Genomic DNA, 23665 nt, shown 5'->3' with positions numbered 1-23665 from the left:
CCCTGTGCGATTGCCCCAGGGCAAATGGTTTGGAGAAACCCTGCCCTGCAGCTCAATAACCACCCTTGCGCCAGTAAATACCAAGATTGCCGTCGGTGACCTGACGATAAACCGTATAGGGCAGCGCTACCGTGTCGAATACACCGGATAATGGCAGATCCAGCAGCACGAACGGCACCAGAAATCCGCTGGGATCGGGGGGCGCGTTCAATACGCAGAAGTCGAAGGCCAGACCGCTGTAAATCCGCGGAATGGATTGGCAATAGGTGTTTTGTCGGCGCATGTCCCGAGCGACGTCGGCATCGTCCTGCAGTACGCTCAGGACGCTGCCGCAACCCGCTAAAAGCCATGAAAAAATACCCAGCGTTACAGCCAGTTTGATGGTCAAGATTTGCCCTCCAAGATCGTCGGGCAAATTAGCATCGGCGCCGTGCAGGGCACAGTTCATGGTTTCTGTAGAAGCCGTAGGACAAGTCGTTAAATCTTGTCCTCCGGAGTTTGATTCAGGCCGCGCCGGAAATGTCTTTCGGCAAACGCTGATCAATAACTCGATACAGCGCGCTGCTTTCCGGCCAGTTACGCATGAATCGCGCACGGTCACGGGCGTAGGCCGGCGCAAAACTGCCGGCGGATCCATGCTGACACATCGAGTCCAGATCAATTACCGCCCAGCGGTCCTGGTGCCAGAACAGGTTATGCCCCTTGAAGTCGCCATGGCTGATGCGCTCGTCAATCAAGCGCGCGAACAGTCGGTCCAGCGCCTGCAGCTCCACTTCTGGTGCGTCACCATTTTCAACGTACGGCGCAAAACGCTCGATGATGTCCGGCCCGGGGAGGAACTCGGTCACCAGATACGCCCGACTGCGCAGCCAGAAAAAGCGCTTCTCCAGCACCGCCAGCGGTTTCGGTGTGGCGATCCCGAGGAACGCCAGGCGATTACCTTCGCGCCACGAGTGCCAGGCCCGACTCGGACGCCAGAAACGCTTGAGCCAATGGGCAAAGCCCTTGATGTTGTAGCGCTTGATCACCAGCGTACGCGCACCGGCCTGAACCTTGCCAACGCTCGCCGCCCCACCGGTCTTGTACAGATGGCCCTGATCGAGCAAGGCATCGGCCTGCTCCAGAACCGGCAACATGGCCGGTTCTTCTTCGCGACGGATCGCACGCAAACCGAACGCGCCACGCTGCACACTGAACAGCGTGCATTCACGACCGACCTTGAGCAGAAAGTCCTTCAGACGCCAGCGGCGCACTTTGTCGATCTGCTTCTGCAGGGCTTCCAGTGGCAACGCGTGCTCGCTGTTGCTCAACAAGTAATACACCAGCAGCTCTTCGGTGAATGGCTCCAGCGCTTTGGGCAACTGGGCGAAAAACACCCCGAGGTTTTCCAGGACTTTTTGTCGCGATAGCGGCTGGCCGGCGGTCTCGGCACAAATACCGGCACCATCAATCAAGTACAACTGGCCGCCGTGACGTAGCAGATTGTCCAGATGCAGGTCTTCCTGCCAGAGCCCCTTGCCGTGCAACTGGCCAATGGCACCCAGCGCCTCGGCCAACACCGCCGATTGTTCATCGGCCAGCACCGGCAGCGACTCGACTTTCGCCCAGGCATCGCCAAGACTTTCGGCACCTTCAAGGAAGTCGAACAGCAGCCAGCCACCTTCGCCATTTTTCAAACCATCGGCCAGCAGCAACGGTGTCGTCATACCTTGCGCAGCCAGCAAGCGCACGCCTTCCAGCTCACGCTGGAAATGCCGGGCGGCCTTGCCGCCGACCAGCAATTTGGCCAACACCGGACGCCCGCGCCAAACGCCCGCACCGACGTAACGCTGCCCCGGCAATACCCGCAACAGACTCAGCAATTGCAGATCCGCACTACCGGCGGCATCAGCCAGGGTCACCGTCAGCGGCAGTTGCGGGGTTCGCCCGACACCGGCCAGCTCGGACAATTGCATCAGCGCGTCTCCTTGTGACTGCGGCGCGCGGTCAGCCGGACGAGCCAGCTGTCGAGCAGCGAACTATCGGTGGGCTGATCGAGATAAGCCGCGAGCAATTCACGCAGCTGCGCCTCGCTCCATTCCGGCGCGCGGCGCTGCAGCGGCTCCAGATCCTTGATCCGGTCGCGCATGCCGAACAACAAGGGACGGGTCTTTTCCAGGTCGATCAATTGCGCCTGATACCCATCACCTGTGGCTCGCAGAAAAATATGTTTGGGATAGAAGCAGCCGTGCACCTGACGCACACCGTGCAGATGTCGAGCCAGCAAGCCACAAGCCTTGAGGATGGCTGAATGCTGTGCAGCACTGAGTTGCGCCCAACGCTGCAACAGCGATTCCAGATCGCTCCAGCCATCGAGTGCTCGGGTCAGCAGAATCGCGCGGACTTCGCCGTCAACCTTGCGCTCACCGAAAAACGCCGCTTGCAGCGCCGGAATACCGAGCTTGCGATAGCGACTGATATTGCGAAACTCGCGGGCAAAACTGGGCTCACCGAAAGGCGCATGCAAGGTACGCGTCAGGTAGTTGCTCTGGCGCTTGAGGTAATAACCCTGCCCCTCCAGGTCCAGACGAAAGACACTGCTCCAACCGCCACGGGCGGTATTGGGTTCGTCCACAGCCTCAAGCTGCTTCGCCCAAAGCGCGTCGAAAGTGCCGAGACCATGGCGCTCGAGCAGTGCGCGGTCTTCAGCGGCGAGAAAATCAGTCATTCGCGTCCCTCGAAAAATCTCACCACGTGCCGAATCCGTTTCTTGTCGGCGCTATCAAGCCGATCGCACTGGCGGTATTGCTTATAGAAGCGCAGGCGTTGGGTATTGGACAGGTGGTATTTGGCGAGTTTATCGAGACAGGCCAGATCCTTGGTGATCCGATACTTGAGCCAGAAGCCGCGCCAGAACTCGCCGTTAGGGCAATCGATCAGAAATATGCGGGCCTGATCATCGATCAACAGGTTGCGCCATTTCAAATCGTTATGGGTAAATCGGTGATCATGCATCGTCCGGGTATAACCGGCCAATTGCCGGCTGACGCCGTCGACCCAGGCGCGATCCTTGAGTTTCGGATCCTTGCGCTCGGCGAGCGCCGACAGGTCTTCGGTGCTGGGCAATTCCCGCGTGATCATTGCGCCGCGATCATAGGCTGCACCACGTCGTTCCAGACCCCAGGCGACCACCTCTGCGGTGGGAATGCCCCACTTGGCGAAGCGCTTGAGGTTCTGCCATTCCATCTTTACTCGTGGCTTGCCGAGGTAGCGGCGCAAGCCTTTACCTGCGCCGACATAGCGTTTGACGTAATAGTTGACGCCATTGCGCTGTACACGAATCACTTCCGACAGCGGATCACGGGTCAAGCGTTCACCTTGCAACGCAAACACCGCTGCGAGGCTGCCAAAATCCGCCGCGAGCTCGCTGTATTGCGGCTCAAGAGTCCAACCCGCCATCAGAGCGCATCCCCGTAACGCTGTTTGCGCGCGTAGAGCTTGCTGGCCTTGCCTTCCAGCCAGTTCAGCAGCGGCGCTTCTTGCGCCAGAATCAGGCGCAGCGGCTGCTGGAAATAGCCCTTGAGGAAACGCAGTTTGTCGCGGCGGGTCAGGCCAATGTCCAGCGCGGAGAAATACAGCGCGGCCAGATCCTTGTTGCGCCAGCGCTGAGTGATCTTCGCACGGGTCTGGGCACGGTGCAGGTCAATCACCGAGAGCTTGAAATCTTCCGGCGTCACCGGTTTATCGGTGTGCAGCAGAAAATGGCAGATATAACAGTCGCGGTGATTGACGCCGGCGCGGTGCATCATCCCGGTCATGCGGGCGACTTCGGCGATCAGTGCGCGCTTGAGCTTTGGCTCGGGCGGCTGCTTGATCCAGTCGATGCTGAAGTCTTCAAGGCTGATGGTCGGCGCCAGCTCTTCGGTGACGATGAACGAGTGCTGATCCGCCGGATTGCTACCCTTCTCGCCGTACGCAACGGCAGTCATGGTCGGCACGCCGACTTCCTGCAAACGCCGGATAGCCTTCCATTCTTGCCCCGCGCCGAGTACCGGCAGCTTGGCGGTCAGCAGGTTTTTGAAGATTTCGCCCCAGCCGATGCCACGGTGGATCTTGACGAAAAATCCGTTGCCGTCGACTTCCGTGCGCAGTGTCCGGCGTGCTTCCAGCTCGCGGTATACCTCGCCCTGCAAGCCTTCGACTTCGGCGAACGGGTCGCGTCCGGCCCAAAGGCTCTTGAACGGTTCAGCCAGCATCAACTTCATTAAGCGTGCTCCGCCAGAATCACATCAGCCGCGCGCTGCGGCATGCTGTAGAGGTCGGCCGTCTCGGCGAAGGCCAGACCATTGCGGCTCCAGGCCGCGCGTGCGGCGTCGTCTTTCAACATTTCAGTCAGGTATTGCGCCAACTGCGCTTGATCGAACGGCTCGTCCAGCACTCGCCCGGCGTCGGCCTCGGCGATGTAATGGGCGTAACCGCAGACCGCGCTGACCAGCACCGGTAAACCGGCGACCAGCGCTTCCAGCAACACGGTACCGGTGTTTTCGTTGTACGCCGGGTGAATCAACAGGTCGGCACCGAGCAGGAAACGCGGGATATCGCTGCGCCCCTTGAGGAACGTGACGTTATCGCCCAAACCCAATGTCGCGCTCTGCATCTGGAATAATTTGGGGTCATCCTGACCGATTACAAACAATCGAGCGCGTTTCTTCAGCTCAGCGGGCAATGCCGCCAGCGCTTTCAGGCTGCGATCAACGCCTTTGGTCTTGAAGCCGGAGCCGATCTGCACCAGCAGCAGTTCGTCATCCTTGAGATTGAATTCAGCGCGAAAACCGGCGCGGATTTCATCAGCATCCGCCGGACGTCGACGATCCTGAGCGATGCCCGGTGGCAGCAGGTGAAAGCGCTCCAGCGGTGTGTCGTAGTGCTTGATGAACAGCGGCTGCTGCACTTCGGAAATCATCAGCACTTCGGTCTTTGCATCTTTGGCGAACACCGCGCGCTCGTATTCGGCGAAGTGGCGATAACGGCCCCAGCGGCGGTACAGCGAGTTGCGCAGGTTTTGCGCCTTGTCTTCGAAGCAGCCGTCGGCGGCGTAGTAGACGTCCAGACCCGGCATCTTGTTGAAACCGATCAAGCGATCGACCGGGCGCTTGGCCAGATCCGCTTCCATCCACGCGCTGAGTTTTTCGTTGCGACGGTGGTTGAAGAACGCCTTGACCGGCGCCACCAGCACTTCGAAGCCGGGCGGCACGTCGCCTTCCCAGATCAGCGTGTAGACGCGAATCTGGTGACCGCGCTTCTGGCATTCGAGAGCGATGCGCATGAAGTCACGCTGCAAGCCGCCGAACGGGAAATATTTGTACAGGACGAATGCCAATTGCATCAGCGCAGCTCCTCAGCCATTAACAACGTGCTCAGTCGGCTGGCGACACGCTCTGGGTTCAGTCGCGTGAAGCACAATGGCTGTTCACGCTTCAGGTCAAACTGACGGGCATCCTGCGCGGTCGGTTGGTAGGTACATTTCTTTTGCAGGCAAGGTGCGCACGGGAAGTCGCTGGCCAGGTGAATCTGCAGTTTGCCGTAAGCGCCGGTCAGGCCCGGGTTGGTCGGGCCGAACAGCGAGATGGTCGGCACGTCCAGTGCGGCGGCCAAGTGGCCAAGACCGGTGTCCACCGCCACGCACGCTTGCGCGCCGGCGAGGACTTTGCCGACGCCGGCCAGATTGAGTTTCGGCAGTACTTCGGCGTGCTTGAAACCGGCAGCGATGCGTTCGGCGCGAGCCTTTTCCTGCGGGTTGCCCCACGGCAGTTTGACGCCGACGCCAAGATAGCCGACGCGCTCGGTCAGCTCACGCCAGTAGGCTTCCGGCCAGTGCTTGGTGTCCCAAGTGGTGCCATGCAGGAACACTACAAATGCATTTTTGCGCGGCAGCTCGACCAGACGCTCGACGTTGAGGCCGTAATCGCCAAGGCCTTTGGGCAGATCGTAACCGAGGGCGATGGCGAACAACTGCCGTACACGCTCGACAGCGTGCTGACCACGGGCGACGGCCAGTTTGCGATCGTAGAACCGCGCCGCCATCGGTTCACGGGCCGAACCTTTGTCGAGACCAGCTACCGGCGCTTTGACGTAGCGGGTCAGCCAGGCGCTTTTCAGCAGGCCTTGAGCATCTATCACCAAATCGTATTTGTTGGCGCGCACGCTTTGCTTGAAGCGCTTCCACTCGCCGCTGGTGATGGTCTTCCAGATATTTTTGCGCCAGCGGCGGATCGCCACCGGAATCACTTTGCCAACGGCCGGGTGCCAGGTGGGGATCTCGGCAAAGCCCTCTTCCACGACCCAGTCGAACTTGATCCCGGGAATGGCCCGGGCGGCGTCGGTCAGCGCCGGCAACGCATGAATCACGTCGCCCAGCGATGAAGTCTTGATCAGCAGTACCCGCAACTTAATGAACCTCGACCACAGAGCCCTGCAATTTCTGCAAGGCATCGTTGACCGCGTCGGGCATCAGCTGGCGCAGACAGTTGTAATGGCCGAAGCGGCAGGTACGGTCGAAGCACGGGCTGCAATCGAGACCAAGGCGAACGATTTCGACGTGCTCGGCCAGCGGCGGGGTGAAACCCGGCGAAGTCGAGCCGTAGACGGCGACCAGTGGGCGGTTCAGCGCAGCGGCAACGTGCATCAGGCCGGAATCGTTGGAGACCACCGCGTCGGCGCAGGACAGCAGATCGATGGCTTCAGCCAGCGAGGTGCCACCGCTGAGGTTGACCGATTCTTCACGCAGGCCAGGAATCAAACGTGCGCGGATGTCTTCGCCGACCGAGTGATCGTTTTTCGAACCGAACAACCAGACCTGCCAGCCTTCGCGGATACGCACTTCGGCGACTTTGGCGTAATGCTCGGACGGCCAGCGCTTGGACTCGCCGAACTCGGCGCCGGGGCACAGGGCCAACACCGGGCGATCGAGGCTCAGGCCGAATTTGGCCAGCGCCGCTTCGCGGGTGACCGGATCGATTTGCAGGCTCGGGCGCGGATACGGCTTCGGCAGCTCGGCATTGGCTTCATAGGCCAAGGCCATGAAGCGCTCGATCATCAGCGGATAGCGTTCTTTATCGAGGGTGCGCACATCATTGAGCAGACCGTAGCGGAACTCGCCGCGCCAGCCGGTGCGTTTCGGGATGCCGGCAAAAAACGGCACCAGCGCCGATTTCAGCGAGTTGGGCAGCAGGATCGCCTGATCGTACTGGCCACGCAGGGACTTGCCGATGCGCCGACGCGTCGCCAGTTCCAGCGCGCCGTGGCCGAGCGGAAAGCTCAAGGCTTTGCGTACTTCGGGCATGCGCTCAAGGATCGGCCGGCTCCACTCCGGGGCCAGCACGTCGATTTCGCATTGCGGGTGGCGCTGTTTGAGGCACTGAAACAGTGTCTGCGCCATCACCATGTCACCGACCCAACTGGGCCCAACGATCAAAATATTCATGTGGTTTCCAAAAACGAACCGGGGAGGCATTTACGCCTCCCCGCCTCGAGAATCACTGAGGGAGCGGCACTGCTTGCGATGGGTCATTACCTTCAACATGACTGTCGACTGTTACTCCGCTATCGCGAGCAGGCTCGCTCCCACATGGTTTGCATCTGTTCACCCATCTGCGACTCACCGCAGATCACTGTGGGAGCGAGCCTGCTCGCGAAGGGGTCGGCACATTCAACATCAATGTTGACTGACACTACGCATTCGCGAGCAGGCTCGCTCCCACCTCTTGAATCTCATTGCCTTCATTGGCTTGTTTCAGCTTAGCCCCATCTCTTTCCATATCCGCAAAACCTGTCGCCGCTCTTCGGCAAACTGGTCGCCCGGTATTACTCCGGCATCCTTCTGCAAGGCCTGCCGGTGGGCGGCGGAGCGGTAGGCTTTGTAGGCCTCGCGCAACAGGCTGGCGTCTTCGGCAGGCATCAGCCCTTCGTGTTCCAGCTCTTCCAGAATGCGAATGTTATCGGTCCAGCGCAGCAGTGGCGGGTGGCTGTGCGACCACGCCAGAGCCGCGTATTGCACCATAAATTCAATATCGACGATACCTCCGGCGTCCTGCTTGAGGTCGAACGGCGCGGTGGCGTCGAAGGCATTTGCCGCCGTACCGGCTGCGGTGCTCTTGGTGCCAAGGTTATCGCGCATCTTCGCGCGCATCTCGCTGACCTCCTGTTGCAGCCTGGCCAGATCACGTGCTTTGCCCAAAACCTGTGCGCGGACTTTCTCGAACGCTTGGCCGACATCCTGACTGCCGACCAGCACCCGCGCGCGCACCAATGCCTGATGTTCCCACGTCCAGGCTTCATTTTCCTGATAGCGGGCAAACGCACCGAGCGAACTGACCAACAGCCCCGAGGCGCCCGATGGCCGCAGACGCATGTCCACTTCATAGAGCTGACCGGAATTGGTCTGCGCCGTCAGCAAGTGAATGATGCGCTGCCCCAGTCGCGTGAAGAACTGCGCGCCATCAATCGACTTCGGCCCGTCGGTTTCCGCCTGCGGATCGCCGTCGTGGATAAACACCAGGTCCAGATCCGAACCATGCCCCAGTTCCAGACCGCCGACTTTGCCATAACCGACAATGATGAAGCCGGGATCGCACAAGGTGCCGTCGGTGCGCAGTGGCGTGCCGTACTTGGCCACGGTCTGGCGCCAGGCCAGGGCCAGCACTTGCTCGAGAATCGCCTCGGCTAGCCAGGTCAGGTAATCGCTGACTTTCATCAGCGGCAGGCTGCCGGCAATTTCCGAAGCGGCGACGCGCAAGCGGTGCGCCAGTTTGAAATGGCGCAGGGCTTCCATCTGCTGTTCGAGATCATCTTCGGGAATCCGCGTCAGGCGCTCACGCAATTCAGCCGCCAGTTCCGGGGCCAATGGCGGCTTGAACAGACGACCTTCGTTCAGCAATTCGTCGAGCAACAGCGGGAAGCGGGTGATCTGCTCAGCGATCCATGGGCTCGCCGCGCACAACGTCAACAAACGTCGCAAGGCGCTGGGGTTCTCCGTCAGCAAGACCAGATAAGCCGAACGCCGGGCCACCGCTTCAACCAGCGGCAGCACGCGTTCAAGCACCAGATCCGGATTGGCGTGCTCCACCGCCTGCGCAAGCAGACGCGGAATAAAGGCATCGAGACGCTCACGCCCCAATCGCTGCATCGCCCGCAATTGCGGACTGCTGCGCAATCCGGCCAACGCTTTCAGGGCTTTGCTGGCATCGGCAAAACCGCCCTCCTCCAACTGCCGGCACGCCGCCTCTTCGTCCTGCGCCTCTTCCCACAGCGGCAGCCATTCACCGCCGACCACTACTTCGCTTTCGGCGCCTTCATCTTCATCGGGATCGGCAATCACCTGGGCGAAGTGCCAAGCCACGCGACCGCGCCAGAACATCAGTTTTTCGTGGAACGCGTTCCAATCGGCAAAACCGAGCATAAAGGCAATCCGCGCTTGATCCTGCGGGCCATCCGGCAGCATCTGGGTCTGGCGGTCGGCGATCGCTTGAATCGCGTGTTCGGTGTAACGGAGAAATTCGTAACCCTCGCGCAACTCACTGATCACCGCCGGCGGTAGATAACCCTGCCCTTCCAGCGTACTCAGCACCTTTAATAGAGGACGCTGTTGCAGGCTCAAGTCGCGACCGCCGTGGATCAGTTGAAAGGCCTGAGCGATGAACTCGACCTCGCGGATGCCACCCGAGCCAAGTTTGATGTTGTCGGCCATGCCCTTGCGCCGCACTTCCTGCTGGATCAACTGCTTCATGGTGCGCAGCGCTTCGATCGCAGAAAAGTCGAGGTAACGTCGATAAACGAACGGTCGCAACATGTCGAGCAACTGCGCGCCTGCGACCTGATCGCCGGCCACCACCCGCGCCTTGATCATCGCGTAGCGTTCCCAGTCACGGCCCTGATCCTGGTAATACTGCTCCAGCGCATTGAAACTCAGCACCAGCGCGCCGGACGAGCCGTAAGGGCGCAGGCGCATGTCGACGCGGAACACAAAGCCGTCGACGGTCATCGGGTCCAGTGCCTTGATCAGGCGCTGGCCGAGGCGAATGAAGAATTCCTGATTATCCAGCGAGCGCTTCACGCCGACCGTTTCGCCGCCCTCGGGGTAGGCGAAGATCAGATCGATATCCGAAGACAGGTTCAACTCGACAGCGCCGAGCTTGCCCATGCCGAGGATGACCATCTGCTGCGGCTCACCGCTGCGGCGGCCGGTCGGCGTGCCGAACTGTTCGCAATGGCGGCTGTACAACCATTGATAAGCCTGATCGATGGTAGCGTCGGCCATGTCCGAGAGATCGCGGCAGGTCTGCACCAGATCGGCCTGACGAGTGAGATCACGCCAGATGATCCGCACTTGATGGCGGGCGCGCTGGCGACGCAGAGCGCGACCGAGTTCCTCTTCGGTTTGCGCGGCATTCACCGCGGCAGCAATCTGCGCACACAATTCGCCCGGCGCGAAGGCCCGGTCGAGTTCGCCGGACTGCACCAGCGTGAGCAACATCAAAGGGTCACGAACGCTCTGTTCAATGACGAATTCGCTGGCGGCGGTGACGCGGGCAAACTGCGCCCAGCGCTCTGGCGTCCAGTTCGCGAAGCCGTGATCGTCTTCCAGCGCGGCGACGGCCGTACGGAACGACTGCTCGGATCGAGTGACCAACGGCAGGAGAATGGCGGGCAGTTCGGCAAGCACGGGCAGGGTCATGGTCTATCCTTGATCGGCGTGTAAATGGCCGCTTGTAGTGATTGGTGAAAACCCGCTACCCGGAGGACTGTCGAACAAAAGTTAGAAATAGCTGAAATTTCTTTCTCTTTGGCAGCGAACATCAAAGTTTCACCTTTTTCGGATGGCAAAAGACCAACCTTAACGATTATTCTCACAACGCAGCCGGAGGCCACAAGCCATTCTTCTGTAGTTTTACTACTCGTCTATACATTCGAAAGGCTGAAATGCCGGAAGATTTGTAGTAAAACTACACGCCGCCGGAACAACCTATCGGCAATCCAAGAATTTTAAATCGTCTGCCCACAAGGCCAGTCGCAAACTCAGGCAACCGATTCTGGAAGCCTTTCCGCCCTGGAGCAAGCCATGCAAGACCTCGATCCCGTCGAAACCCAGGAATGGCTGGACGCCCTGGAATCGGTTCTCGACAAAGAAGGCGAAGACCGTGCTCACTATCTGATGACCCGTATGGGCGAACTCGCGACCCGCAGCGGCTCGCAGCTCCCTTACGCCATCACCACGCCTTACCGCAACACCATCCCGGTAACCCACGAAGCACGCATGCCTGGCGACCTGTTCATGGAACGCCGCATTCGCTCGCTGGTACGCTGGAACGCGATGGCCATGGTAATGCGTACGAACCTGAAAGATTCTGACCTGGGTGGTCACATCTCCAGCTTCGCTTCCAGTGCGACCCTGTATGACATCGGCTTCAACTACTTCTTCCAGGCCCCGACCGACGAACACGGCGGCGACCTGATCTACTTCCAGGGCCACACCTCGCCAGGCGTTTACGCCCGCGCATTCATGGAAGGCCGCATCACCGAAGACCAGATGAACAACTTCCGCCAGGAAGTCGACGGTCAGGGCCTGTCGTCCTACCCGCACCCTTGGCTGATGCCTGACTTCTGGCAGTTCCCGACCGTATCCATGGGTCTGGGTCCGATCCAGGCGATCTACCAGGCACGCTTCATGAAGTACCTGGAGCACCGCGGTTTCATCCAGCCGGGCAAACAGAAAGTCTGGTGCTTCCTGGGCGACGGCGAGTGCGACGAGCCGGAATCCCTGGGCGCCATCTCCCTGGCCGGCCGCGAGAAGCTGGACAACCTGATCTTCGTCATCAACTGCAACCTGCAGCGCCTCGACGGCCCGGTTCGCGGCAACGGCAAGATCATCCAGGAACTCGAAGGCGTGTTCCGCGGTGCTCAGTGGAACGTGACCAAAGTCATCTGGGGCCGTTTCTGGGACCCTCTGCTGGCCAAAGACGTCGACGGCATCCTGCAACGTCGCATGGACGAAGTCATCGACGGCGAGTACCAGAACTACAAAGCCAAAGACGGCGCGTTCGTCCGTGAACACTTCTTCAACACGCCAGAACTCAAGGCGATGGTTGCTGATCTGTCCGACGACGAGATCTGGAAACTCAACCGTGGCGGCCACGACCCGTACAAGGTCTATGCGGCGTACCACGAAGCGGTCAACCACAAAGAACAGCCAACCGTCATCCTCGCCAAGACCATCAAGGGTTATGGCACCGGTGCCGGCGAAGCGAAAAACACTGCGCACAACACCAAGAAAGTCGACGTCGACAGCCTGAAGTTGTTCCGCGATCGTTTCGACATCCCGGTCAAGGACGAAGAGCTGGAGCACCTGCCGTTCTTCAAGCCAGAGCCAAACAGCGCCGAAGCCCGCTACCTCAGCGAGCGTCGCACTGCACTGGGCGGTTTCGTGCCTCAGCGCCGCGCGCAAAGCTTCAGCGTGCCGACGCCAGATCTGGACACCCTCAAGGCGATCCTTGACGGCTCCGGCGACCGTGAAATTTCCACCACCATGGCGTTCGTGCGGATCCTCGCGCAACTGGTCAAGGACAAGGAAATCGGCCCGCGCATCGTTCCGATCATCCCGGACGAAGCCCGTACCTTCGGTATGGAAGGCATGTTCCGTCAGCTCGGCATCTACTCGTCCGTCGGCCAGCTCTACGAGCCAGTCGATAAAGACCAGGTGATGTTCTACAAGGAAGACCAGAAAGGTCAGATCCTTGAAGAAGGCATCAACGAAGCAGGCGCCATGAGTTCCTTCATCGCGGCCGGTACTTCGTACTCCAGCCACAACCAGCCGATGCTGCCGTTCTACATCTTCTACTCGATGTTCGGCTTCCAGCGTATTGGCGACCTGGCCTGGGCCGCTGGCGACAGCCGTACCCGTGGCTTCCTGATCGGCGGCACCGCCGGCCGGACCACCCTGAACGGTGAGGGTCTGCAACACGAAGACGGTCACAGCCACCTGTTGGCCGCGACCATCCCGAACTGCCGCACCTACGATCCAACCTACGGCTACGAGCTGGCGGTGATCATTCAGGACGGCATGAAGAAGATGACCGAAGAGCAACAGGACATCTTCTACTACATCACCGTGATGAACGAGTCGTACCAGCAGCCAGCCATGCCGGCCGGTGCCGAAGAAGGCATCAAGAAAGGCATGTACCTGCTCGAAGAAGACACCCGCGATGCGGCGCACCACGTACAGCTGATGGGCTCCGGCACCATCCTGCGTGAAGTCCGTGAAGCGGCGAAGATTCTGCGTGAAGAGTTCAACGTTGGCGCCGACGTCTGGAGCGTTACCAGCTTCAACGAACTGCGTCGCGACGGCCTCGCTGTCGAGCGCAGCAACCGTCTGAAGCCGGGCCAGAAGCCTAAGCTGAGCTACGTCGAAGAGTGCCTGAACGGCCGTAAAGGTCCGGTCATCGCCTCTACCGACTACATGAAGCTGTTCGCAGAGCAGATCCGTCAGTGGGTACCGTCCAAGGAATTCAAAGTCCTCGGCACCGACGGTTTCGGCCGCAGCGACAGCCGCAAGAAACTGCGTCATTTCTTCGAAGTCGACCGTCATTTCGTGGTGTTGGCAGCCCTGGAAGCACTGGCTGACCGTGGTGATATCGAACCTAAAGTCGTGGCTGAGGCCATCGTCAAGTTCGGCATCGACCCGGAAAAACGCAACCCACTGGACTGCTGAGGAGACATTTTGTGAGCGAACTCATTCGCGTACCTGACATCGGCAGCGGTGAAGGTGAAGTAATTGAACTGTTTGTGAAGGTCGGCGACCGTATCGAAGCCGACCAGAGCATCCTGACCCTGGAATCGGACAAGGCCAGCATGGAAGTGCCGGCCCCGAAAGCCGGCGTCATCAAGAGCCTGAAAGTGAAGCTGGGCGACCGTCTGAAAGAAGGCGACGAACTGCTTGAGCTGGAAGTCGAGGGCGCCGCTGAAGCGGCCCCTGCTCCTGCTGCTGCACCGGCTAAAAAGGCTGAAGAAAAACCGGCCGCCGCCGCTCCTGCTGCCGCCGCGCCTGCCGCTGCCCCTGCTGCCGCTTCGGTTCAGCAAGTGCACGTGCCGGACATCGGTTCGTCGGGCAAAGCGCAGATCATCGAGATTCAGGTCAAGGTCGGCGACACCGTCGAGGCTGATCAATCGCTGATCACCCTGGAATCCGACAAGGCGAGCATGGAAATCCCGTCGCCTGCCGCTGGCGTGGTCAAGGCCATCAGTGTCAAGCTCAACGACGAAGTCGGCACTGGCGACCTGATTCTGGATCTGGAAGTAGCAGGCGCTGCGGCCCCTGCGGCTGCCGCTCCGGCCCAGGCTGCTGCCCCGGCCGCTGCCGCTGCGCCTGCTCCGGCAGCCGCGCCAGCAGCACCGGTTGCCGACAGCGTTCAGGACATCCACGTTCCCGACATCGGTTCGGCCGGCAAAGCCAAGATCATCGAAGTGCTGGTCAAGGCTGGCGACAGCGTTGAAGCCGACCAGTCGCTGATCACTCTGGAATCCGACAAGGCGAGCATGGAAATCCCGTCGCCTGCCGCCGGCGTGGTGGAAAGCGTTTCCATCAAGCTGGATGACGAAGTCGGTACCGGCGACCTGATTCTGAAGCTGAAAGTCAAAGGCGCGGCGCCTGCTGCTGCCCCGGCTCCAGCTGCCGCTGCTGCACCAAGTGCTCCAGCCGCTGCTGCTCCGGCTGCCGCTGCACCTGCACCTGCTGCCGCTCCAGCCGCCGCACCGGCCAAGCCGGGCGCGAAAGTTCACGCCGGCCCTGCCGTGCGTCAACTGGCCCGCGAGTTCGGCGTCGAGCTGAACGCTGTCGGTGCCAGCGGCCCGCACGGTCGTATCTTGAAAGAAGACGTGCAGGTTTACGTCAAAGCGATGATGCAGAAGGCCAAGGAAGCACCGGCCGCTGCTGCTGGCGCAACCGGTGGCGCGGGCATCCCGCCGATTCCGGTCGTTGATTTCAGCCGTTTCGGCGAAATCGAAGAAGTGCCGATGACTCGCCTGATGCAGATCGGTGCGTCGAGCCTGCACCGCAGCTGGCTGAACATCCCGCACGTGACTCAGTTCGATTCGGCTGATATCACCGAGCTGGAAGCGTTCCGCGTCGCGCAGAAAGCCGTTGCAGAGAAGGCTGGCGTCAAGCTGACCATCCTGCCGCTGCTGCTCAAATCCTGCGCGCACATGCTCAAGGAGCTGCCGGACTTCAACAGTTCGCTGGCACCAAGCGGCAAAGCGATCATCCGCAAGAAATACGTGAACATCGGCTTCGCCGTCGACACCCCGGATGGCCTGCTGGTACCGGTCATCAAGAACGTCGACCAGAAGAGCCTGCTGCAACTGGCAGCCGAAGCCGCTGCGCTGGCCGCCAAAGCCCGCGACAAGAAGCTCACCGCTGACGACATGCAAGGCGCCTGCTTCACCATTTCCAGCCTCGGCCACATTGGCGGCACCGGCTTCACGCCGATCGTCAACGCGCCGGAAGTGGCGATCCTCGGTGTTTCCAAGGCAACCATCCAGCCAGTCTGGGACGGCAAAGCCTTCCAGCCGAAACTGATGCTGCCGCTGTCGCTGTCCTACGATCACCGTGTGATCAACGGCGCCGCTGCCGCACGCTTCACCCAGCGTCTGGGCAGCCTGCTGGCGGACATCCGCACGATCCTGCTGTAACTCGATCGGCCCTCCGGCAACGGAGGGCCGATTGCTGCACCCTTTCGAGCGCCACACGCTCGTACCTCAACCCCGTCAGTTTGGCGGGGCTTTTTTTTGCCTGAAAAAACCTTCTGGTCTTTTTTCCCACATGTTGCGCTGATATCGGCCACAAGTCTGGTCGACTTGGCGCCGATCTTTTTTATTCGACAGACAACTAATCTAGGCGCAGCCAATTTAACTAAGCAAACTTCGTAAAACTCATATTTATTCAAATTCATTCGAATGGATTCGACATGTTAAAACCAACTATTGGCCCGATCGTCGGCCACGTTACAACTAATCACGCACGCATATTCATGCGTGGCGACCGGCACAACAATGCATTGGTATTTTCCGGGATACGTTATCGTGCATCCGGCACACAACAATGGTCGAAAGGTAACTTCGCGCGCCTGAGCGAATTACGCGACATGTCGCAAGTATTCGCCCTCAACAACTTGAGTAGCGACACCGAATATGAATATCAGGCCGGCTGGTTCAGCCCGATGAGTCCTGTACACACGCCTGACAGCGTCGCCGAACTGCCACTGCAATGGCCGCGAGAGATCTATCGCCTGCGCACCCGCTCCAGCAAAGCCATGCAGCCTAGAGCTTATATCGTCGGCTCCTGCCGTTATCTGCGCATGACCGCCGGCATCGCCTCCCTGCCGCAATTGGGCGACCGCATCTTTGCATCCATCAATCAGGTGATCGAAGGCATACAACCACCGATCAGCGCGGTATTGATGACTGGCGATCAAATCTACGTCGACGACTTGAATCTGCTTGCACCGGATCGCGAATACAAAGACATTCTGAACAAGTACCGCGCGGCATTTTCCCAACCCAATATAAAACGACTGATGTCTGGCACTTCGACTTACATGATTCTCGACGACCACGAAATCGAAGACAACTGGCCTGTCAATGCCAGCAAGTCCGACGGTGACTTATACCGTAATGCCATGACCGCCTATGAGTTATATCAGGCCAGTCACAGCCCGGTTCATCCGCTGACAACTAATGGAGAAGTAGATCACGCAACACTCGAGCATTACTGGTATCAATTCAGCGATGGCGATATCGAATGGTTTGTCACCGATAGTCGCACCCGTCGCAACTTGTCCGCCGATGACCGACGCATCCTCGACGAGGCACAGGAACAGGCCCTGCTCAAATGGCTGAACAACAGCACGGCGCGGGTCAAGTTCGTGGTCACCAGCGTGATGTTCTATCCGGATCGCAAGGTCCACGGCGATGACGCCTGGAAAGCCTTTCCCGAGCAGCGCCTGCGCCTGCTGGAGACCATCCGCACCCGACGCATCAAGAATGTCGTGTTCATCTCCGGAGACGTACATGGCTCGCTAACCGCTCGCTTGACCCACAGCGAAGACCCGGACTTCGAAGTCCACACCGTGGTCTCCTCGCCGCTGTGCAACAGCAAACTGCTGCCTTACGCCAAGGCGTCGACGTTCATTCTGGATCAGCCGCTGGTGCGCACGGCGGCGGGCGATTACCAGCATGAGCTGACCAGTACGGTGGTCAGTGAAGACAATTTCGCCCATATGGTGGTCGATGCCGGGCAAATTCAGGTCAATTACCACGACCGCGATGGCAAACGCATCCAATCGATCACCATTCCTCTGCGTTGAGTTTCCAGCCAAAGAACGCCGTTGGGGGGCACGAACCGCTCTGGAACGGCGTTCTTTCAATTCAACAGGATTACTTTTCAGCGCACACTGGAGAAATGTTCAGTGCAGCCGACATATTCTTATAGCACTTGGCCTTCATCTCTCTTGTCAGTCGGTGCCGCAATGATGCAACCTTGCCGCAGGCAACAGTAAAGAGGGCGAGAGCCCGGCGCGTTCAGCATATTTCCAAGCGAGTTCCCTTCATGAAGAGCCAGCCCGATGCCGCCAGCCGTATGGCGGCCGAGGTAGTGACGCAGTTGCCTGTGCCCTCGCGGCTCGGCATGCTGCGTTTCGAGCGCTTGAATGAAGCCAGTTGGGCCATGCTGTTTCTCGATCCCAACTGTGAACGCCAGTTCGGCCAGCCGGCCGTCGAGCTTTGCGCGCTGGTCGGCTCGCCCTACGCCAGCCTGATGGAACCCGAAGCGCGCTATCAACTGCACGATGCGATCCAGCAACAGCTGACCGTCAGCCCGCATTATCTGGTGCGTTACACCCTGCACACGGCAGCCGGTGCGCTGAGCATCCTGGAACTGGGCGAAGCCTACAAACAACACAATCGTCATCTGCTGCGCGGCTATTTGCTGGCGGTCGATCACGTCTTCGACGAAGCGCCGCCACTGCCCTCCGTTGACCTCGAAACCCAGAACTCCCGCCTGCAGATTGCCCTTGAACTCAACCAACGGGCGCAGCAGGAACAACTGCAGCATCTGGAACGCGTACGCGCCCAGCAGGATTTGATTCTGCTGCTCGCACGTCAGCGTTACAGCACGCACAACTCGCTGCAGGAAGCCGCCGAACTGATCACCCGCTGCGCCTGCGATATCTATGAAATCGACTGCGCCAGCCTGTGGAACCTCGAAGGCCAACAACTGGTGCCGATCTCCGCGTACCACCGCGCGACCCAGGAATACATCCTCCCGGACGTGATCGACATCAGCAGTTTCCCCGACTACATGGAAGCGCTGCACAGCAGCCGCGCCATCGACGCACACAATGCAATGCGCGATCCGCGCACTCGCGAGATGGCCGAAGCCCTGCGCCCGCGCGACGTCAACGCGATGCTCGACGCCAGTATTCGCGTCGATGGCCAAGTGGTCGGTGTGCTGTGCCTGGAACAGACCGGCGTTACCCGCGCCTGGCAGTCCGATGAAATCGCTTTTGCCGGCGAGCTGGCCGATCAGTTCGCGCAAGTGATCAACAACCACAACCGCCGCACCGCCACCAGCGCCCTGCACCTGTTCCAGCGTGCGGTCGAGCAAAGCGCCAACGCCTTTTTGCTGGTCAATTGCGACGGCGTGGTCGAGTACGTCAACCCGAGCTTCACCGCGATCACCCAGTACACCACCGAAGAAGTCCACGGCCAGCGCCTGTCAGAGCTGCCGGCACTGGAGAATCTCAGTGAACTGTTGTTCGACGCGCCGTCGGCGCTGGCCAAGAGCAACAGCTGGCAGGGCGAATTCAAGAGTCGCCGGAAAAACCTCGAACCGTACTGGGGCCAATTGTCGATCTCCAAGGTTTACGGCGACAACCGTGAGCTGACGCACTACATCGGCATTTACGAAGACATCACCCAGACCAAACTGGCGCAGCAACGCATCGAGCGTCTGGCCTACACCGACAACCTGACCAACCTCGGCAACCGCCCGGCGTTTATCCGCAATCTGGACGAACGCTTTGCCCGCGACAGCGATACGCCGATCAGCCTGTTGCTGGTGGACATCGACAACTTCAAGCGGATCAACGACAGCCTCGGTCACCAGACCGGCGATAAACTGTTGATCAGCCTGGCCCGGCGTCTGCGCAATAGCCTGAGCCCGAGCGGCAGCCTCGCGCGGTTCGCCAGTAACGAATTTGCCGTGTTGCTCGACGACACCGACCTTGCCACCGGCCAGCAGATCGCCAACCAGTTGTTGGCGACGCTGGATAAACCGATGTTCGTCGACAACCAGTTGATCAGTGTCACCGGCTCGGTCGGCCTGGCGTGCGCGCCGCTGCACGGTCGCGACCCGCAAACCCTGATGCGTAACGCCGGCCTGGCGCTGCACAAGGCCAAGGCCAACGGCAAACATCAGGTACAAGTCTTCACCGAAGCGCTGAATGCCGAGGCCAGTTACAAACTGTTCGTCGAGAACAACCTGCGCCGCGCTCTGACCCAGAATGAGCTGGACGTGTTCTACCAGCCCAAGCTGTGCCTGCGCAGCGGGCGTCTGCTGGGCATGGAAGCGCTGCTGCGCTGGAACCACCCGGAACGCGGCATGATTCGCCCGGACCAGTTCATCAGCGTCGCCGAAGAGACTGGCCTGATCATTCCGATCGGCAAGTGGATTGCGCGCCAGGCCTGCCGCATGAGCAAAGCGCTGACCGCCGCCGGCATGGGTAATCTGCAAGTGGCGATCAACCTGTCGCCCAAGCAGTTCTCCGATCCGGATCTGGTCGCCTCCATCGCCAACATCCTCAAGGAAGAAGCGCTGCCGGCCTATCTGCTCGAACTGGAACTGACCGAAGGCCTGCTGCTGGAAGCCACCGAAGACACGCACTTGCAGCTCGACCAGCTCAAGCGCCTCGGGTTGACGCTGGCCATGGACGACTTTGGCACTGGTTATTCGTCGCTGAGCTATTTGAAGAAATTCCCGATCGACATCATCAAGATCGATCGCAGTTTCATCCACGAAATCCCCGACAACCAGGACGACATGGAAATCACCTCGGCGGTGATCGCCATGGCGCACAACCTGAAACTCAAGGTTGTGGCCGAGGGTATTGAGACCGCCGAGCAATTGGCGTTCCTCCGTCGGCATCGTTGCGATGTTGGCCAGGGCTACCTGTTCGACCGGCCGATCCCCGGTGGCGAACTGATCCAGGCCCTCAAGCGCTACCCGCGCGGGCCGCTCTGCCTCTAAAAACACCGCAAACTCCCCCTATGGATGAATTCCCCCTGTGGGAGCGAGCTTGCTCGCGAAAGCGGTGGGTCAGTCACTGCAAATATTGAATGCTACAGCGCTTTCGCGAGCAGGCTCGCTCCCACATTTGGATAGTGCGAAGTCGGGCATCATTGGGCACACTGGCGGTCTGACTTTTCACATCCAACTGACTGAGAGGAACGATCATGGTTCTGCGCTCGGAAATTCTGGTGAACAAAAACGTGCTCCCGACTAAAGAACAAGCTCTGCCCGGCCGCGAAACCGCGATGACCCTGCCTGAAAAGCACTTCGTCTTCAAAGAAACCCCGCTGCTTGGCCCGTTTTTCCAGGACGTCGACTTTGCGATTTTCGGTCTGGGCTGCTTCTGGGGCGCCGAGCGCCGCTTCTGGCAGCGTGAAGGCGTGGTCAGCACCGTCGTCGGTTATGCCGGCGGTTTCACGCCGAACCCGACCTACGAAGAAGTCTGCTCGGGCCTGACCGGCCACGCTGAAGTGGTGCTGGTGGTGTATGACAAGGCTGAAGTCAGCTACGAAGAGCTGCTGGCGATGTTCTGGGAGCTGCACAACCCGACGCAGGGCATGCGTCAGGGCAACGACATCGGCACGCAGTACCGCTCGGTGATCTATGCGACCTCACCTGAGCATTTGGACGCAGCGCTGAAGAGTAAGGCGACCTATCAGGCTGAACTGTCGAAGGCGGGTCTGGGCGAGATCAGCACCGAGATCGAACAGGCACCGACCGTGTACTTCGCCGAGACGTATCACCAGCAGTATCTGGCGAAGAATCCTGAAGGCTATTGCGGGATTGGCGGCACCGGCGTGTGCATGCCAGCGAGCCTGGCGGGTAACTAAATCCTGAAAGCAAAAGATCGCAGCCTTCGGCAGCTCCTACACGAGATCAGTGATCGCCCGCACATTTGTGGACGACACTAACCTCTGTAGGAGCTGCCGCAGGCTGCGATCTTTTGATCTTGCCGTTGATCAGCTCTCGGCAATCAGCCAATCCATCTGCCACCCGCCCTGTGTCTGCCCAAGTTTCTTCGACAACCACGGCAGCAGCTCACGCAACTCCTCTTCCAGCCCCCACGGCGGATTGGCAATCGCCATGCCCGAACCGTTCAGGCTATTCGGCGTATCCAGCGGATGCACCAGCAGCTCCACACGCAGCAACTTCGGCGCACCGGTGCCGGCCAGATCCTGATAGAAACGCCGCAACGCACGCTGATCCTTCACCGGATACCAGATCGCCGCCACGGTTTGGCGCATCCGGCCAATCGCCTCTTTCAATGACGCCGCGCAACGCTGCATCTCGTCGAGCTGCTCGAACGGCGGATCAATCAGCATTACCGCACGCTTCTCCTGCACCGGCAACATCGCTCGTGCAACGTGCCAGCCCTCGCCGAGATGAACTTTGACCCGACGATCACCGGCCATGTTGTCCTTGAGCAGCACGCCGTCTTCCGGGTGTTTCTCGTTGAGCATCACCCGATCCTGCGGGCGGGTCAGACGCCGCGCCAGCTCCGGCGAACCCGGGTAGTAGCGCAGCTGGCCGTCCGGGTTCATCTCGTGCAGCACCTTCATATAGTCGGCGGTCAGCGCCGGCAGGTCCGGCTGATCCCACAAGCGCGCGATGCCTTCCAGGTACTCACCGGTACGATTGGCCTGATCGCCCTGCAAGTCATACAGACCGATGCCGGCGTGCGTGTCGAGATAGGCAAACGGCTGCTCCTTGCGCGACATCAGGGCGATGAGGCGGGTCAAGGTCAGGTGTTTGAACACATCGGCGTGATTGCCGGCATGGAAGGCGTGACGATAATTCATGGCTGCTCCTGCGAAGGGCGCAAAGTTTACCTTTTACCGGGCGGCAAGTCAGGGGTTGGCGGCTGAGCGGACAAAAGCCTTTCCCTCACCCTAGCCCTCTCCCGGAGGGAGAGGGGACTGACGGTGGTGATCTTGCGAGTTACATCGACCTGAAAGATCAGCGTGATCTCAGGCTTGGCCAAGCGAAGATCAGCGCGGAAGTCGCAAGTCGGCGTACATTCCCCATACACCTCGGACAGTCCCCCCGAAACAACAACGCATATCCAAGCTTGGCCAAGCCAAGTCCACCACTGAAGTCGCAAGTCGGCGCACATCACCCATACAACTCGGTCAGTCCCCCGAAAGAACACCACCATCCAAGCTTGACCAAGCCAAGTTCACCGCTGAAGTCGCAGGTCGGCGTACATCCCCCAGACAACTCGGTCAGTCCCCCGAAACAACAACTCATATCCAAGCTTGACCAAGCCAAGTTCACCGCTGAAGTCGCAGGTCGGCATACATCCCCCAGACAACTCGGTCAGTCCCCTCTCCCTCTGGGAGAGGGTTAGGGTGAGGGGCTTTGCTTTTATGGCGTTAAACTGGCTAACCATGAACGACAGGAAGTCAAAAACTCATGCGATATCTGATCATCTGCTTACTCAGCCTGCTTGGCCCATACCTCGCCCGTGCCGCCGAAACCCACATTGAACAGGCACGCCAGACACTCAAGAACTACGGCCTGAGCCACTGCATCCTAAAGCCATTCAACGAACGCTCCGCGCTGGAAAAAGACATCGCACTGTCCGCCAATGCCTATTCCTTCATGGGCAAAGGCATGCATACCATTCTGCAAAATGAAGACACGCTGCAGGTGCTGCACGATCCCTACAAAGAAACCCGAAACTACGTGTTGGCGGCTTACGAGCAGACACCTTCAAACAGCAAATACTCGAATGAAAAAGTAGTGTTTTTCGGGTGTATGAAGATCTACAACTCCGAGGCCTTCAACAGCTTTATCAAAACCCAGGATGCGTACATTTCCGACTGGCGCTCCGATCGCCATCAACATCAAAAGATCGCAGCCTTCGGCAGCTCCTACAGAGTGAACGTTATTGCGGTGTAGGAGCTGCCGCAGGCTGCGATCTTTTGATCTTTTTCAGGCAGGCATGCTGCGCAGGCGCCTGCCGATGACATCAAGCACATCACAGCCGTCGCGTAAGGGGATCACGCAGAGCTGGGCGAAGTCGCTGAGGATGACGGAGTCGCATTCGACCGAGCCGCGCATGCACATGTTTTCCAGCACCTGGATCACGGCGCGCAAACGGTGGTTGGCGGCGTCCATGAGGATGTCGAGGGGCACGTGGGTGTCGATGAACAGAGTCGGCATGTCGCTGCAATTGCCGGTCAGGGCCATGAAGCGGTTGTCGGGATGGGGGATGATTTTTTCGTAGGGTGGATCGGGGTGCAAAGTCGTCATTTGTTTTCTCCATGATTGATAAACGTGAGCCGCCAACGA

General features: G+C 59.6%; 17 protein-coding genes. 6 read left to right on the top strand and 11 right to left on the bottom strand.

The genetic code is table 11. The features are described 5' to 3' along the window. Nucleotides 1-52 precede the first annotated feature (52 nt). The 9 genes from ACRRSD_RS17780 to glnE all read right to left on the bottom strand — a co-directional run bounded on the left by ACRRSD_RS17780 (nucleotide 53) and on the right by glnE (nucleotide 10711). Nucleotides 53-388, bottom strand: coding sequence for a YceK/YidQ family lipoprotein (locus ACRRSD_RS17780; RefSeq protein WP_435034470.1), 336 nt, complete (start codon nucleotides 386-388; stop codon nucleotides 53-55). 115 nt (nucleotides 389-503) lie between these two features. Next, complete coding sequence (locus ACRRSD_RS17775; RefSeq protein ID WP_435034469.1) at nucleotides 504-1955, bottom strand: lipopolysaccharide kinase InaA family protein; 1452 nt, start codon at nucleotides 1953-1955, stop codon at nucleotides 504-506. After that, the gene (locus ACRRSD_RS17770) at nucleotides 1955-2707 is read right to left on the bottom strand and encodes a lipopolysaccharide kinase InaA family protein (RefSeq protein ID WP_435034468.1); all 753 of its coding nucleotides are present in this window, start codon (nucleotides 2705-2707) and stop codon (nucleotides 1955-1957) included. Before ACRRSD_RS17770 ends, ACRRSD_RS17775 begins: the two co-directional genes overlap by 1 nt. Beyond that, entirely contained in the window at nucleotides 2704-3438 is a 735-nt protein-coding gene (locus ACRRSD_RS17765) for a lipopolysaccharide kinase InaA family protein (RefSeq protein ID WP_435034466.1), read from the bottom strand. The genes ACRRSD_RS17770 and ACRRSD_RS17765 overlap by 4 nt, the downstream gene beginning before the upstream one ends. Next, nucleotides 3438-4244 (bottom strand): lipopolysaccharide core heptose(I) kinase RfaP, encoded by an 807-nt coding sequence (rfaP, locus tag ACRRSD_RS17760; protein ID WP_435034464.1) that lies wholly within the window; start codon nucleotides 4242-4244, stop codon nucleotides 3438-3440. Before rfaP ends, ACRRSD_RS17765 begins: the two co-directional genes overlap by 1 nt. Then, on the bottom strand, nucleotides 4244-5365 hold the full coding sequence (locus ACRRSD_RS17755; RefSeq protein WP_435034463.1) for a glycosyltransferase family 4 protein: 1122 nt from the start codon (nucleotides 5363-5365) through the stop codon (nucleotides 4244-4246). Before ACRRSD_RS17755 ends, rfaP begins: the two co-directional genes overlap by 1 nt. Continuing rightward, the gene (gene waaC / locus ACRRSD_RS17750) at nucleotides 5365-6426 is read right to left on the bottom strand and encodes a lipopolysaccharide heptosyltransferase I (protein WP_435034462.1); all 1062 of its coding nucleotides are present in this window, start codon (nucleotides 6424-6426) and stop codon (nucleotides 5365-5367) included. The genes ACRRSD_RS17755 and waaC overlap by 1 nt, the downstream gene beginning before the upstream one ends. A 1-nt stretch (nucleotide 6427) precedes the next feature. Continuing rightward, complete coding sequence (gene waaF / locus ACRRSD_RS17745; protein ID WP_435034461.1) at nucleotides 6428-7462, bottom strand: lipopolysaccharide heptosyltransferase II; 1035 nt, start codon at nucleotides 7460-7462, stop codon at nucleotides 6428-6430. 309 nt (nucleotides 7463-7771) lie between these two features. Beyond that, complete coding sequence (gene glnE, locus ACRRSD_RS17740; RefSeq protein WP_435034459.1) at nucleotides 7772-10711, bottom strand: bifunctional [glutamate--ammonia ligase]-adenylyl-L-tyrosine phosphorylase/[glutamate--ammonia-ligase] adenylyltransferase; 2940 nt, start codon at nucleotides 10709-10711, stop codon at nucleotides 7772-7774. 384 nt (nucleotides 10712-11095) lie between these two features. Here glnE and aceE point away from each other — a divergent pair, with 384 nt between their 5' ends. The 5 genes from aceE (at nucleotide 11096) to msrA (ending at nucleotide 21201) form a co-directional block, all read left to right on the top strand. Further along, nucleotides 11096-13741 (top strand): pyruvate dehydrogenase (acetyl-transferring), homodimeric type, encoded by a 2646-nt coding sequence (aceE, locus tag ACRRSD_RS17735; RefSeq protein ID WP_435034458.1) that lies wholly within the window; start codon nucleotides 11096-11098, stop codon nucleotides 13739-13741. 11 nt (nucleotides 13742-13752) lie between these two features. Further along, nucleotides 13753-15717: a dihydrolipoyllysine-residue acetyltransferase gene (gene aceF, locus ACRRSD_RS17730; RefSeq protein WP_435034457.1), complete on the top strand. Its 1965-nt coding sequence runs from the start codon at nucleotides 13753-13755 to the stop codon at nucleotides 15715-15717. Between the two features lie 275 nt (nucleotides 15718-15992). Further along, nucleotides 15993-17390, top strand: a complete 1398-nt coding sequence (locus tag ACRRSD_RS17725; RefSeq protein ID WP_435034456.1) for an alkaline phosphatase D family protein — start codon at nucleotides 15993-15995, stop codon at nucleotides 17388-17390. Between the two features lie 242 nt (nucleotides 17391-17632). After that, nucleotides 17633-20329: a putative bifunctional diguanylate cyclase/phosphodiesterase gene (locus tag ACRRSD_RS17720; RefSeq protein ID WP_435034455.1), complete on the top strand. Its 2697-nt coding sequence runs from the start codon at nucleotides 17633-17635 to the stop codon at nucleotides 20327-20329. Nucleotides 20330-20535: 206 nt separating this feature from the next. Then, on the top strand, nucleotides 20536-21201 hold the full coding sequence (msrA, locus tag ACRRSD_RS17715) for a peptide-methionine (S)-S-oxide reductase MsrA (protein WP_435034454.1): 666 nt from the start codon (nucleotides 20536-20538) through the stop codon (nucleotides 21199-21201). A gap of 129 nt (nucleotides 21202-21330) precedes the next feature. On the opposite strand, the gene ACRRSD_RS17710 is transcribed toward msrA, so the two are convergent. Continuing rightward, nucleotides 21331-22170 carry a 23S rRNA (adenine(2030)-N(6))-methyltransferase RlmJ gene (locus ACRRSD_RS17710; RefSeq protein ID WP_007915674.1) on the bottom strand — a complete coding sequence of 280 codons (840 nt, stop codon included), beginning with the start codon at nucleotides 22168-22170 and terminating at the stop codon, nucleotides 21331-21333. Nucleotides 22171-22783: 613 nt separating this feature from the next. Between ACRRSD_RS17710 and ACRRSD_RS17705 the strand changes: the two genes are divergently transcribed. Further along, the gene (locus ACRRSD_RS17705; RefSeq protein WP_435034453.1) at nucleotides 22784-23272 is read left to right on the top strand and encodes a hypothetical protein; all 489 of its coding nucleotides are present in this window, start codon (nucleotides 22784-22786) and stop codon (nucleotides 23270-23272) included. A gap of 33 nt (nucleotides 23273-23305) precedes the next feature. On the opposite strand, the gene ACRRSD_RS17700 is transcribed toward ACRRSD_RS17705, so the two are convergent. Then, complete coding sequence (locus ACRRSD_RS17700) at nucleotides 23306-23626, bottom strand: hypothetical protein (protein ID WP_194935857.1); 321 nt, start codon at nucleotides 23624-23626, stop codon at nucleotides 23306-23308. Nucleotides 23627-23665 lie beyond the last annotated feature (39 nt).

It is taken from the genome of Pseudomonas neuropathica (genome assembly GCF_051174785.1).
GTDB lineage: Bacteria > Pseudomonadota > Gammaproteobacteria > Pseudomonadales > Pseudomonadaceae > Aquipseudomonas > Aquipseudomonas neuropathica_A.
This window is presented reverse-complemented; position numbering and strand designations above follow the sequence as displayed.

Bases quoted from the DNA above. Each gene is read 5' to 3' on its own strand.
- ACRRSD_RS17775 (WP_435034469.1), bottom strand. From the start codon at position 1,955: ATGCAATTGTCCGAGCTGGCCGGTGTCGGGCGAACCCCGCAACTGCCG.
- ACRRSD_RS17705 (WP_435034453.1), top strand. From the start codon at position 22,784: ATGCGATATCTGATCATCTGCTTACTCAGCCTGCTTGGCCCATACCTC.
- ACRRSD_RS17755 (WP_435034463.1), bottom strand. From the start codon at position 5,365: ATGCAATTGGCATTCGTCCTGTACAAATATTTCCCGTTCGGCGGCTTG.
- ACRRSD_RS17700 (WP_194935857.1), bottom strand. From the start codon at position 23,626: ATGACGACTTTGCACCCCGATCCACCCTACGAAAAAATCATCCCCCAT.
- ACRRSD_RS17725 (WP_435034456.1), top strand. From the start codon at position 15,993: ATGTTAAAACCAACTATTGGCCCGATCGTCGGCCACGTTACAACTAAT.
- rfaP (WP_435034464.1), bottom strand. From the start codon at position 4,244: ATGAAGTTGATGCTGGCTGAACCGTTCAAGAGCCTTTGGGCCGGACGC.
- ACRRSD_RS17710 (WP_007915674.1), bottom strand. From the start codon at position 22,170: ATGAATTATCGTCACGCCTTCCATGCCGGCAATCACGCCGATGTGTTC.
- waaF (WP_435034461.1), bottom strand. From the start codon at position 7,462: ATGAATATTTTGATCGTTGGGCCCAGTTGGGTCGGTGACATGGTGATG.
- ACRRSD_RS17720 (WP_435034455.1), top strand. From the start codon at position 17,633: ATGAAGAGCCAGCCCGATGCCGCCAGCCGTATGGCGGCCGAGGTAGTG.
- ACRRSD_RS17770 (WP_435034468.1), bottom strand. From the start codon at position 2,707: ATGACTGATTTTCTCGCCGCTGAAGACCGCGCACTGCTCGAGCGCCAT.
- aceE (WP_435034458.1), top strand. From the start codon at position 11,096: ATGCAAGACCTCGATCCCGTCGAAACCCAGGAATGGCTGGACGCCCTG.
- msrA (WP_435034454.1), top strand. From the start codon at position 20,536: ATGGTTCTGCGCTCGGAAATTCTGGTGAACAAAAACGTGCTCCCGACT.
- ACRRSD_RS17765 (WP_435034466.1), bottom strand. From the start codon at position 3,438: ATGGCGGGTTGGACTCTTGAGCCGCAATACAGCGAGCTCGCGGCGGAT.
- glnE (WP_435034459.1), bottom strand. From the start codon at position 10,711: ATGACCCTGCCCGTGCTTGCCGAACTGCCCGCCATTCTCCTGCCGTTG.